The sequence below is a fragment of the Bacillus alveayuensis genome (assembly GCA_030812955.1).
In the GTDB taxonomy this organism is placed as follows: Bacteria; Bacillota; Bacilli; order Bacillales; family Aeribacillaceae; genus Bacillus_CB; species Bacillus_CB alveayuensis.
Genome location: JAUSTR010000036.1, coordinates 1 through 11,048, shown reverse-complemented (window position 1 = coordinate 11,048; position 11,048 = coordinate 1). Strand labels below are relative to the sequence as shown.

Sequence of the window (11,048 nt, the reverse complement as noted above, 5' to 3'; positions counted from 1 at the left end):
GTCCTGAGCCAGGATCAAACTCTCCGAAAAAAGATTGAACTTGCACATGGAAGTGCTGACATCGACGTTGTCACAAGATGTGACGTCTTTAGTCGATGTTCCTTGCTCATTAAAAAGAATTAACGGAACGCTTCGTTTTGTTTAGTTTTCAAAAATCACATTCCAGACAATTTCTTATTCTAACAAATAGGAAAGATAATGTCAATAGTTTTTTCTCTGTTTTTTAACAGCGACCTTTTTATCTCATCACAACAACAAATCACTGTAAACATTTTATTATTATTATTTGTTAAAATATCAGCGACGATTGTTAATATACCAGTTCTTTTGAAAAACGTCAATACTTTTTATGAAAATTTTTCACTTAACCACAAATACAATTTTGCATTCTTTTTTTCTGCAAAAGGTTGTTCCTTTGCTATAGCTTTTCGGCTGTCATAGGCAAGCGAAACGCTGCAATGTCACTTACAAGCGTGACGTGAACCGAAAAAAATCGAATGTCGGACAAATGTGATTTCTCTGATCACGTGCTTTGTTCGGTTCTTAGACAGTCGAAAAGAAACAAAGTTTACGAAAACATCCTTTTAATAAAACAACATATTTTTTATTTATGTTCATACATATGTACAAGACTCGTTTTGGACAGGGAGGATGCAACGATGAACTCATTTTATATTATTCGTTTAAAACGATTAAAGCAGATACTATTTTTAATCATTTTAGCTTTCATTACAGCCGGCTTAATGTACGTAGAAAATATGTGGAAAATTCCTGTATTCTCAACAGAAGACGGACCAAAGGCTATATATAAGGGGGATCCTAAAAGTGGTAAGATTGCCTTAACTTTTGATATTAGCTGGGGGGACGAAAAAGTAATTCCGATTTTAGAAACATTAAAAAAATTTAATATTGAAAATGCAACATTCTTTCTTTCCGCTTCTTGGGCAGAACGTCATCCTGATATTGTAAAAAGAATATTAGATGATGGCCACCAAATTGGAAGTATGGGATATGCTTATGTAAATTACACTCAATTAAAACCTGAAGAAATTCGAAGAGATATCTCATTAGCACAAGAGGTTTTTAATAAATTAGGAGTTAAAGACATTACGTTGCTTCGGCCTCCAACAGGAAATTTTAATGAAGAAGTTTTAAAAATTGCAGAAAAGTATGATTTATCAGTTATTCATTACAGTATCGATTCAAATGATTGGCAAAACCCCGGTATTGATGAAATCGTCGCTAATGTAACCAAGTCTTTAAAGCCTGGTGACATTGTTTTATTACATGCTTCTGATTCAGCTAAACAAACAAGTGCAGCTTTACCTTTGATTCTTAGCAAAATGAAACAAGCTGGAATTAAAAATGCTTCTATTGAAGAATTAATTTCAAATGGAGATGTCAAAACAAAAGAAGTAAATTAGTTTTGATCACCAAAAAGAGCTAAGAAAACTCTCTTAGCTCTTTTTATTTGTGTTACTAGTTAACTTCGGCAAAATCAGCAATTGGTATGCATTGCAAACTAATATCGGGATAATCATTAAATATAGCCAGTCTTTTTCATTTACTTGAATGGCAGGCATCCACTCTACAACGGAAACGACAACCATGAAAAATAATGCTGGGATAAAGGCTTCTTTATTTGTTTGTTTTTTCTTTAAAAAGGCAATGACTAAACCGAAAAGGAAGATCCCCAGAGCTACCATAAAATAAGGAATTATCGTTTCTCCCTCTTCAGCAAAAATTTGATAACGAAAATAAACTAAATCAAATAATACGAAGGCAATTAATACTAATTGAACTGCATTCCATAACGAAGCCGTTCGAAAAACACCGAGTCCAAAACGATGAACCGTTAAATAAGCAAAAAAGCCCATTTGACTTATAATGCTAAAAATAAAACCTACACCTATAAGCCAGAATAAAACGGCCAAAATTTCACTTATATCAAAATTCATAAAAAGTATTTTATACTCATCCCAGCGTAATAAAAAGCCAACAATGCCTGTGACGATTCCACCAACAAGTAAAGTTGATAAAAATAAGCGTACCCAATTACGACTATTCACTGCAAAATCCTCCAAATTCTTAATGATCCTTTGTTAAGTTTGAACTATTCTTTATGTATATTACCATAAGGAAAAACTTTTTCGCATAAAAATTCTCTCGTTTCTTCATTCTAAAAATAGGAATGATTTTTGGAAAGGAGCTAATTCATCATGATAAGCAAAATTCCGCTCCTCCTAACAATATTCATTTTATCTTCACTCTCTTTAATAGGGTGTGCGGGGAATGAGCAAACTGGCGGACAAATGGATTATGACGAAACAAAAAAAATGGTTGTTGATATATTAAAAACGGATGACGGTAAAAAAGCCATCCAAGAAGTGATGAAGGATGAATCAATGCAGCAAAATTTAGTTCTGGATCAACAAAAAGTAAAAGAGACGATTGAAAAAACCCTGACATCTGACAAAGGCAAAGAGTTTTGGAAAAAAACATTTGAAGATCCTAAATTTGCGGAAAGCTTTGCGAAAACATTGCAAAAAGAACATGAAAAAGTTATTAAAGGATTAATGAAGGATCCAGAATACCAAGAAATGATGATCGACATTTTAAAAGATCCAAAAGTAGAAGAAGAGATGTTGACTGTCATAAAGAGCCAAGAATTTCGCAAACATTTACAAACTGTTATAACCGATACGTTTACAAGTCCACTATTTAAAAAGAAGATAGAAGAAACACTGTTAAAGGCTGCCCAAGAAATGAATGCTCAACAACAAGGTGGAGGCGGTGGTGGGGATCAGCAATCTACAGAAGGTTCTTCAAGTGGTCAACAAGAAGATAGTGAATCATAAAACCCGGACATATACGCTTTAGATGAAAAAAGACGCAGCCCGACTTACATTTAGGATGTTCACTTTAATTAATGATTTCGCTGACACGTTATTCTTTCTTAATAGGAATAACTAAAAAATCCATCCACTTAAAAGTAGATGGATTTTCTTGCATTTTTTAAGCTAAATCTGCAACTTTTTTAGCAATTTGCATATAAATTTCACCAATTGGATGCTCTTGATCATATACAGATGGTGCAAAATCGTCTTCATTCCAATCTGGCTGCTGCAATGGAATTTGTCCAAGTAGTGGAACTTGAAGCTCCTCTGCTAGCTTTTCTCCCCCGCCTTTGCCAAATACATACTCTTTTTCACCTGTTACTTTACTAACATAATAAGACATATTTTCAATAACACCTAAAATTTCATGATCCGTTTTTAACGCCATTGCACCTGCGCGAGCAGCAACAAACGCTGCGGTTGGATGTGGAGTGGAAACGATAATTTCTTTACACGTTGGAAGCATTGTGTGAACATCTAATGCAACATCACCTGTTCCTGGAGGCAAGTCAAGAAGTAAATAATCTAAGTCGCCCCATTCAACCTCTTGAAAAAAGTTGTTCAGCATTTTTCCAAGCATTGGACCTCTCCAAACAACCGGTGCATTATCTTCGACGAAAAAACCCATTGAAATCACTTTGACACCAAAACGTTCGACCGGAATAATTTTGTCACCTCTTACAGCTGGGCGTTTCATTATACCCATCATATCTGGAACACTAAAACCATAAATATCAGCATCAATTAGTCCAACTTTTTTTCCTAGTCGGGCTAAGGAGACCGCTAAATTAACAGAAACTGTTGACTTTCCTACACCGCCTTTTCCGCTCGCAATAGCGATAAAAGTAGTATTACGATTGGAGAGCAAGGAGTTGCTCGTAGGTTCTGAATAATATTTTTTCACTGTTTCATCCGGCAATTCAATAAATCGAAGTCCTACTGTTTCAGCTCCCGCTTCTTTTAAACAAGAAACAATTTGCTGCTGCAATTGAAGCTGTTCACTAGTTCCTGTTTTTGCAATCGCCACCTTGACACTAACATGTTTTTTCTCTTCTTTTACTTTTATTTCTTCGATGGCATTTAGTTCCTTTAATGTTCTATGTAAAAATGGTTCTTCTAATTGTTCAATAATCCTTCTTACATCTTCTTCTCTCATCAATACCACCCTTTGTTGTATTCGATTACATTTAATATCCATAGTATACCATATAAAATAATGCATCGATAATGTTTAGAATCACTCAATATGTAAATCGGGGGGCAAAACAGTTTTTTATTCAGGCGGGTTTTTTTCGTTGGAGAAATATCTTAAAACTCCTCTATATATAGAAATGGCTAACTTTTCTTGATATTCTTCTGTTGCTAATAGTTCTTCCTCTGAAGGATTTGATAAAAAGCCGACTTCAACAAGTGCCCCAGGCTTTTCTACGTGCTTTAAAAGATAAATTCCACTAATTACTTTTGCTTTTCGTTTCGTGTTTTCTAAACTTTTTCTTAATTCATCTTGTATAAATTTAGCTATGACTTCATTTTCTTCAAATTTTCCATCATAAAACGTTTGAGCTCCACGCCACCTAGAAGATGGAATCGCATTTAAATGAATGCTCAAATATAAATCGGCATCCGATTCATTAATTAATTTCACTCGTTTCCGTATATCCTCTGACTTTCGCTGCCTATATCCTTGTGCGTCTTTAGATGCTAAATCCTCATCTTCCTCCCTTGTTAACAACACTAATGCTCCTTGTTCTTGTAAATAATCTCTAAGCATTAAGGAGATACTTAAGGCAACTTCTTTTTCTAATAATGTTTTTCCAACCGCCCCTCCATCAGGTCCGCCATGACCCGGATCTAAATAAATAATCTTCCCAGATAAAGGAAGATTCCAAGGTTTCCAGGAATCCTGATGAGTAAATGGATATTGAATGATAAAGATTAAAATAATAATCCCGATGAAAAAAGACATCCACTTCAATTTCCTTTTCATAAAATCCCTCCTGCTCGTCCCCTCCTTTGTTCAATATATGGGCAAGCAGGAAAAATTATGATTAAATGAGCTTTAGTTTATGTCGTTGTTTCCCAATACGATATCCTTCTCGCCACCAAAAATGTACAAATATCTCACAAGTTAAATGTATCGATTCATCAACGAGGTCATCATTTGTTGATTTTCCCCAACATATAATGTAATCATAAAGACTACGTGTCAGCTCGTCTATTTCATTTGAACATCTCGCATGCACCATCTCTATAGATTCGCCATAAAAACCAAACCGACTAAAATGGGCTCCAAGAAGAAAGGCTTCAATAGTATGATCAATACATGTTTCTTCCACAATGGCCTGATATAATATCCTGCTTTGAAAGAAAAAGATAAAATGCTCCTTTATTTTTTCTTTTATTTTCTGCAGCGATAGCTCTTTCAGAATATTTAATTCGTATTTTATTTGTTTTTCCTGTCTTTTTTGACTTAAAGAATGAATGACCGTCATTTGTTGATCCCCCTTTTTTGTATTGTTTATCTTCATGATGTTTATCATGCAATGAACAATTACCAACTAAAGGGGGAAAAGTAAAAAACCACAACAGCAATGGCTGTTGTGGTTGAATAAATAAACAATTTTAGCGTTTTGAGAATTGAGGAGCACGACGAGCGCCTTTAAGACCGTATTTCTTACGTTCTTTCATACGTGCGTCACGAGTTAATAAGCCTGCGCGTTTTAAAGTTGCACGATATTCTGGGTCAGCTTGTAATAAAGCACGAGCAATACCATGACGAATTGCACCAGCTTGACCTGAAAAACCTCCACCACTAACATTAACTAACACATCGTAGTTTCCTACAGTTTCAGTTAACACTAATGGTTGTTTAATATCATTAATCAAAGCTTGAGTTGGAATGTAATCTTGAATGTCGCGTTTATTGATCACGATACGGCCTTCACCAGGAACTAAACGCACACGAGCAACAGAGCTTTTACGTCGACCTGTACCGTAGTATTGAACCTGTGCCAAAGTCATAACCTCCTTAAATAATTATCCGCGAAGTTCATAAACTTCTGGTTTTTGCGCTTGATGTGGATGTTCACTACCGCGATATACATATAATTTTTTGAACATTTGACGTCCAAGCTTACCTTTTGGAAGCATACCACGAATAGCAAGCTCTAACATTTTTTCTGGGTAATTTGTACGCATTTCTAATGCTGTTCTTGATTTTAAACCACCTGGATGTTGGCTGTGGCGGTAATAGATTTTATCTGTTAATTTTTTACCAGTTAATTCAATTTTTTCAGCGTTAATAATGATAACGTGATCGCCAGTATCCACATGTGGTGTATAAATAGGTTTATGTTTACCGCGTAAGATAGACGCAACTTCACTTGCAAGACGACCTAATGTTTTACCTGCTGCATCTACAACGTACCATTTACGTTCAACTTCGTTTGCCTTCGCCATAAACGTTGTACGCATGATTTTCCCTCCTAAATAAAAAAGTGCCATTTCAAAATGATAGTCTATTTTAAAACACGATTATTTTCCGGGGCTAATCGTGGGGTTAAAATACATACCATATGATATGATATCTCTTTGGAAAGTCAATGTCAAGAAAATGTTACACCTGGATTAGTTGTCATAATAAACTCTCCAAAGATATAATCCCTTGCCCGGCGCTGTTTTCCCTGCTGTCCTTCTATCTTTCGCCTCTAAAATTTTTTTTATTTCGCTAGGTGATCGTTTTTCTAAACCAACCTCCAGTAATGTACCGACTAATATTCTCACCATATTATAAAGAAATCCATTACCGATAAAACGAAAGATCACCTCATCTTCATTTGTCCAAATATCAATTTGATACAACGTACGGACTTTATCTTCTACGTCAGTTTTCGCTGAACAAAAGCTAGAAAAATCGTGCGTACCGAGCAAATATTGAGAGGCCTCTACCATTTTTGCTACATTAAGCTGATAAGGTACATGATGGGCATAATTTCTTTTGAAAACATTCGGAAGTCGTGAACAATGAACGAAATATCGATACTCTTTTTTCCGTGCATGAATTCGCGCATGAAAGTCGTCATCGGCCACTTTCGCCTCGATCACTAAAATATCGTTCGGTAATAAAGCATTTAAGGCAACTGGCCATTTGTCGATCGGAATATTTAAGTCCGTATCAAAATGGATCACTTGGCCAACGGCATGTACACCACGATCGGTTCGCCCAGATCCATATACTTTTATTTCTCTCCCTTTATGCATTTTCGTTAAGGCAGCTTGCAGTTCTCCCTGTACCGTTCTTTCGTTCGGTTGAATTTGAAAACCGTTAAAAGAGGAACCGTCGTAGGAGATTATACACTTTAGTCTCATTTTCCTAACCCCTATGAACGTAATAAAAGTAATGCTCCAAATAATATTGCAAAACATAAAATCATGATCGTATCACGTAACCTCCAATGCAGCTTCCTCAGTTTCGTTCTTCCTTCACTGCCCCGGTACCCTCTAGCTTCCATAGCGGTTGCAAGCTCTTCAGCCCGTTTAAAAGAATTTATAAATAGCGGAACCAATAGCGGTACAATCGCCTCCAAACGTTTTTTGAGAGAGCCAGCTGAAAAGTCGACTCCTCTAGCCATCTGCGCTTTCAAAATTTTATCTGATTCTTCCATCAAGGTAGGGATAAACCGTAGTGAGATAGACATCATAAGAGCTAACTCATGAACAGGCAGTTTCCATTTTTTTAATGGGGATAACAAAGTTTCCATACCATCAGTAATCTCAATAGGTGTTGTTGTTAATGTTAAAATCGTTGTCATGATAATTATAAATATGAAACGCAACGTGATTAAAACACCTTGGCGAACTCCATCTTCATATACCTTTACAAAACCAAACTGAAAAATGATCGGACCTTCCTTAGTCAATATGACATGCATTAAAAATGTAAAGAAAAGTATCCATAAAACTGGTTTTAAACCATTGAATAAATATCGTATAGGCAGTTTTGTAAGCAAAACAATGATCAGTATATACAAGCCTAATAAGCTGTAAGTCATTGTGTTATTAGCGAGAAAGACAATCAAGACAAATAGAAAAACAATCAGTAGCTTTGCACGCGGATCCATTTGATGGATTAACGATTTTCTAGGTACATATTTTCCAATAATCAAGCTGTTCATCATCGAGCTTCATCCTTTAACATGGAAAGGATCAAATGAACCGTTTCATCAACTGTCATCGGTTTATTGTGGATCGATATACCAAGCTTCTCCTCCAATTTCATGATAAATTTAACGGTTGCTGGTAAATCCAATCCAAACTGAGATAGCTTTTCTGGCGATTGAAAAATTTCCCTTGGCGTACCTGTTAATTTTAATGATCCGTTATGCATAACAGCGATTTGATCCGCATATTTGGCCACATCTTCCATGCTATGAGTAACAAGAATCGTAGTTAACTTCTTTTTCTGATGTAGCTGATACAGCATGTCCATAATCTCATGTCTGCCTTTTGGATCTAATCCAGCTGTTGGTTCATCAAGCACTAAAACTTCTGGTTCCATCGCCAAGACTCCGGCGATGGCTACTCGTCTCATTTGACCGCCACTAAGCTCAAAAGGAGAACGTACCAACAATTCTTCGTTTAATCCAACAAGGTGAATAGCTTCTCTAGCCTTTCTCTTTGCTTCTTCTAAAGTAGCACCAAAATTTAGTGGGCCAAAAGCAATATCTTTTTCAACCGTTTCCTCGAAGAGCTGATGCTCGGGAAATTGAAAAACAACGCCAACTTTCTTGCGAATCGGTTTTAAATTTTTCACTTTATCCCCAGCAACTATCTTCCGTTTCCCTAGCTGTACCGATCCCTCTGTCGGAAGAAGCAGCGCATTTAAATGCTGCAAAATAGTTGACTTCCCTGATCCTGTATGTCCAATAATTGCTATATATGTTCCTTCCTCAATCGTTAAATTCACATTGTACAAGGCTAGACGTTCAAATGGTGTATTAATTTGATAGCGATATCCTAGGTTTTCCATTTTAATGTGCATAGTTCATCCACCAAGCTTTCCTCTGATAAATGATGCCTTTGAAGTGAAATCCCTATTTCTGAAAGCTTTTTGCTTAACTTGTACGGAAAAGGAAGATCAAGTCCTATTTTGGTTAATTGATCATCAAGTTTAAAAATTTCTTCTGGCCTACCCTCAGTAAAGATTGACCCATTATTCATTACTATGATACGGTTTGCATTAGCTGCCTCGTCCAAATCATGTGTGATGGAAATGATGGTGACAAGTCCTTGGATATTAAGCTCCTTCATTATACTTAATACTTCCTTGCGTCCGAGGGGATCGAGCATAGAAGTCGCCTCGTCCAAAACGATGATTTTTGGTTGTACAGCAAGTACACTCGCAATGGCAACACGTTGCTTTTGGCCTCCAGAAAGATGATGAGGCTCGGAATCTAAAAAATTCTTTATGTTTACCTTCTCAGTTGTCCATTCAATTCGCCGCTTCATCTCCTCGCGAGAGATCCCGATGTTCTCCATACCAAAAGCAATATCATCACGAACAGTAGTGCCTACGAACTGATTATCTGGGTTTTGAAAAACCATCCCCACTTTTTTACGAATGTCCCAAACATTTTTTTTATTTAATGGTATCCCAAGAACCTCGACAGTACCGCTTTCGGGCAGTAAAAGACCATTTAAAATTCTTGCTAATGTTGATTTGCCTGATCCATTATGTCCTACAATGGCAAGCCATTCTCCTTCATTTACAGAGAATGATACATTTTGAAGGGCTGGACGTTCATCTCGATCTTCCCGATATCGATATGTTACATTTTTTACTTTAATGATTTCACGCCCCATCATTCCCCACCTCTCGACTGAAAACCTCAAATACTCCACTGATCTTTATAGATTTTGAACAATAAAGAAAACGCGTGCATACCGATTCAAGAGACACCCGACTTAGTACGTAAACCTAGCCACTACGTCATGCTTTCTTTTCTGGCCGTGTAAAAAAAGGGCATAGATCCAGTTTTGACAACTGTCCTGCCCTTAGAAGTTCATATGTTCAATTATACTAGCTCAATAATAACCATAGGCGCTCCGTCACCACGGCGAGAACCAAGTTTCATAATACGAGTATAACCGCCTTGGCGTTCTTGATAACGTGGAGCAATATCAGAGAAAAGTTTTTGAAGAGCATCTTGTCCGTTTTCCTCGTTTGCCACTTCTTTACGGATAAATGCAGCAGCTTGACGGCGAGCATGTAAATCTCCACGCTTACCAAGCGTAATCATTTTTTCAACAACTGAACGCAACTCTTTTGCGCGTGCTTCAGTTGTTTCAATACGTTCATTGATAATTAAGTCTGTCGCCAAATCGCGAAGTAACGCTTTACGTTGAGCACTTGTACGTCCTAACTTTCTGTATGACATGTATGTCCCCTCCTTTGTTGAATAATAACAACTAAAAAAACATACGAAAATACTAGTTAATCTCTTAACTAGTCATCTTTACGTAAGCTTAAACCTAAATCTTCTAGCTTAGCTTTGACTTCTTCTAAAGATTTGCGGCCTAAGTTACGAACTTTCATCATATCTTCTTCCGTTTTATTCGCTAACTCTTGAACGGTATTAATACCAGCACGTTTCAAGCAGTTATACGAACGTACAGACAAGTCAAGCTCTTCAATCGTCATTTCAAGAACTTTCTCTCTTTGGTCCTCTTCTTTTTCTACCATGATTTCTACATTTTGTGCTTCATCTGTTAAGCCGACAAAAATATTTAGATGTTCTGTTAAGATTTTTGCGCCTAATGCAATGGCTTCTTTTGGACCAATACTACCATCAGTCCAAACATCAAGAGTTAACTTATCATAATTTGTCATTTGACCTACACGCGTATTTTCAACTTGATAGGACACGCGTGAAACTGGTGTATAAATTGAATCAATTGGGATAACACCTATAGGCTGATCCTCTCTTTTGTTTTCATCAGCTGGAGTATACCCACGTCCACGTTTCGCAGTTAATCTCATTCGAAGATGTGCGTCTTTCGCAAGTGTTGCTATATGAAGGTCAGGATTTAAGATCTCAACATCACTATCGTGAGTAATATCAGCAGCCGTAACAGCTCCTTCACCCTGTACAT

14 protein-coding genes are annotated in these 11,048 nt (G+C 36.7%); 2 read left to right on the top strand and 12 right to left on the bottom strand.

Annotated features, from left to right (window positions below; all coding sequences use genetic code 11):
* Positions 1-659: 659 nt before the first annotated feature.
* Entirely contained in the window at positions 660-1,424 is a 765-nt protein-coding gene (gene pdaB / locus J2S06_RS15620; protein ID WP_419152897.1) for a polysaccharide deacetylase family sporulation protein PdaB, read from the top strand.
* 33 nt (positions 1,425-1,457) lie between these two features.
* Here the strand turns inward: pdaB and J2S06_RS15615 are convergent, their stop codons facing one another.
* Positions 1,458-2,069, bottom strand: coding sequence for a KinB-signaling pathway activation protein (locus tag J2S06_RS15615; protein ID WP_044747057.1), 612 nt, complete (start codon positions 2,067-2,069; stop codon positions 1,458-1,460).
* Between the two features lie 150 nt (positions 2,070-2,219).
* Here J2S06_RS15615 and gerD point away from each other — a divergent pair, with 150 nt between their 5' ends.
* The gene (gene gerD, locus J2S06_RS15610; protein ID WP_419152896.1) at positions 2,220-2,858 is read left to right on the top strand and encodes a spore germination lipoprotein GerD; all 639 of its coding nucleotides are present in this window, start codon (positions 2,220-2,222) and stop codon (positions 2,856-2,858) included.
* Between the two features lie 157 nt (positions 2,859-3,015).
* On the opposite strand, the gene J2S06_RS15605 is transcribed toward gerD, so the two are convergent.
* From J2S06_RS15605 to rpoA, 11 genes are all read right to left on the bottom strand, one after another.
* Positions 3,016-4,053, bottom strand: coding sequence for an Mrp/NBP35 family ATP-binding protein (locus tag J2S06_RS15605; protein WP_459077059.1), 1,038 nt, complete (start codon positions 4,051-4,053; stop codon positions 3,016-3,018).
* A 117-nt stretch (positions 4,054-4,170) separates the two neighbouring features.
* Positions 4,171-4,884, bottom strand: coding sequence for an N-acetylmuramoyl-L-alanine amidase CwlD (cwlD, locus tag J2S06_RS15600; RefSeq protein WP_419152894.1), 714 nt, complete (start codon positions 4,882-4,884; stop codon positions 4,171-4,173).
* A gap of 61 nt (positions 4,885-4,945) precedes the next feature.
* Positions 4,946-5,389, bottom strand: coding sequence for a DUF2521 family protein (locus J2S06_RS15595; protein WP_419152893.1), 444 nt, complete (start codon positions 5,387-5,389; stop codon positions 4,946-4,948).
* 130 nt (positions 5,390-5,519) lie between these two features.
* Complete coding sequence (gene rpsI / locus J2S06_RS15590; protein ID WP_044747052.1) at positions 5,520-5,912, bottom strand: 30S ribosomal protein S9; 393 nt, start codon at positions 5,910-5,912, stop codon at positions 5,520-5,522.
* Positions 5,913-5,933: 21 nt separating this feature from the next.
* Entirely contained in the window at positions 5,934-6,371 is a 438-nt protein-coding gene (rplM, locus tag J2S06_RS15585; protein ID WP_044747051.1) for a 50S ribosomal protein L13, read from the bottom strand.
* Positions 6,372-6,524: 153 nt separating this feature from the next.
* A complete protein-coding gene (gene truA / locus J2S06_RS15580; protein WP_044747050.1) occupies positions 6,525-7,265 on the bottom strand; it encodes a tRNA pseudouridine(38-40) synthase TruA in 741 nt (246 codons plus the stop codon).
* Between the two features lie 11 nt (positions 7,266-7,276).
* Positions 7,277-8,074, bottom strand: a complete 798-nt coding sequence (locus J2S06_RS15575; protein ID WP_419152892.1) for an energy-coupling factor transporter transmembrane component T family protein — start codon at positions 8,072-8,074, stop codon at positions 7,277-7,279.
* The gene (locus J2S06_RS15570; protein WP_419152891.1) at positions 8,071-8,937 is read right to left on the bottom strand and encodes an energy-coupling factor ABC transporter ATP-binding protein; all 867 of its coding nucleotides are present in this window, start codon (positions 8,935-8,937) and stop codon (positions 8,071-8,073) included. Before J2S06_RS15570 ends, J2S06_RS15575 begins: the two co-directional genes overlap by 4 nt.
* On the bottom strand, positions 8,913-9,761 hold the full coding sequence (locus J2S06_RS15565; protein ID WP_044747047.1) for an energy-coupling factor ABC transporter ATP-binding protein: 849 nt from the start codon (positions 9,759-9,761) through the stop codon (positions 8,913-8,915). The genes J2S06_RS15570 and J2S06_RS15565 overlap by 25 nt, the downstream gene beginning before the upstream one ends.
* A 209-nt stretch (positions 9,762-9,970) precedes the next feature.
* Positions 9,971-10,333 carry a 50S ribosomal protein L17 gene (gene rplQ, locus J2S06_RS15560; protein ID WP_044747046.1) on the bottom strand — a complete coding sequence of 121 codons (363 nt, stop codon included), beginning with the start codon at positions 10,331-10,333 and terminating at the stop codon, positions 9,971-9,973.
* Between the two features lie 68 nt (positions 10,334-10,401).
* Positions 10,402-11,048: DNA-directed RNA polymerase subunit alpha (rpoA, locus tag J2S06_RS15555; protein ID WP_419152890.1), on the bottom strand; the 647-nt coding region annotated here is incomplete at its 5' end.

Bases quoted from the DNA above. Each gene is read 5' to 3' on its own strand.
- pdaB (WP_419152897.1), top strand. From the start codon at position 660: ATGAACTCATTTTATATTATTCGTTTAAAACGATTAAAGCAGATACTA.
- gerD (WP_419152896.1), top strand. From the start codon at position 2,220: ATGATAAGCAAAATTCCGCTCCTCCTAACAATATTCATTTTATCTTCA.
- J2S06_RS15605 (WP_459077059.1), bottom strand. From the start codon at position 4,053: ATGAGAGAAGAAGATGTAAGAAGGATTATTGAACAATTAGAAGAACCA.
- cwlD (WP_419152894.1), bottom strand. From the start codon at position 4,884: ATGAAAAGGAAATTGAAGTGGATGTCTTTTTTCATCGGGATTATTATT.
- J2S06_RS15595 (WP_419152893.1), bottom strand. From the start codon at position 5,389: ATGACGGTCATTCATTCTTTAAGTCAAAAAAGACAGGAAAAACAAATA.
- rplM (WP_044747051.1), bottom strand. From the start codon at position 6,371: ATGCGTACAACGTTTATGGCGAAGGCAAACGAAGTTGAACGTAAATGG.
- truA (WP_044747050.1), bottom strand. From the start codon at position 7,265: ATGAGACTAAAGTGTATAATCTCCTACGACGGTTCCTCTTTTAACGGT.
- J2S06_RS15575 (WP_419152892.1), bottom strand. From the start codon at position 8,074: ATGATGAACAGCTTGATTATTGGAAAATATGTACCTAGAAAATCGTTA.
- J2S06_RS15570 (WP_419152891.1), bottom strand. From the start codon at position 8,937: ATGCACATTAAAATGGAAAACCTAGGATATCGCTATCAAATTAATACA.
- J2S06_RS15565 (WP_044747047.1), bottom strand. From the start codon at position 9,761: ATGATGGGGCGTGAAATCATTAAAGTAAAAAATGTAACATATCGATAT.
- rplQ (WP_044747046.1), bottom strand. From the start codon at position 10,333: ATGTCATACAGAAAGTTAGGACGTACAAGTGCTCAACGTAAAGCGTTA.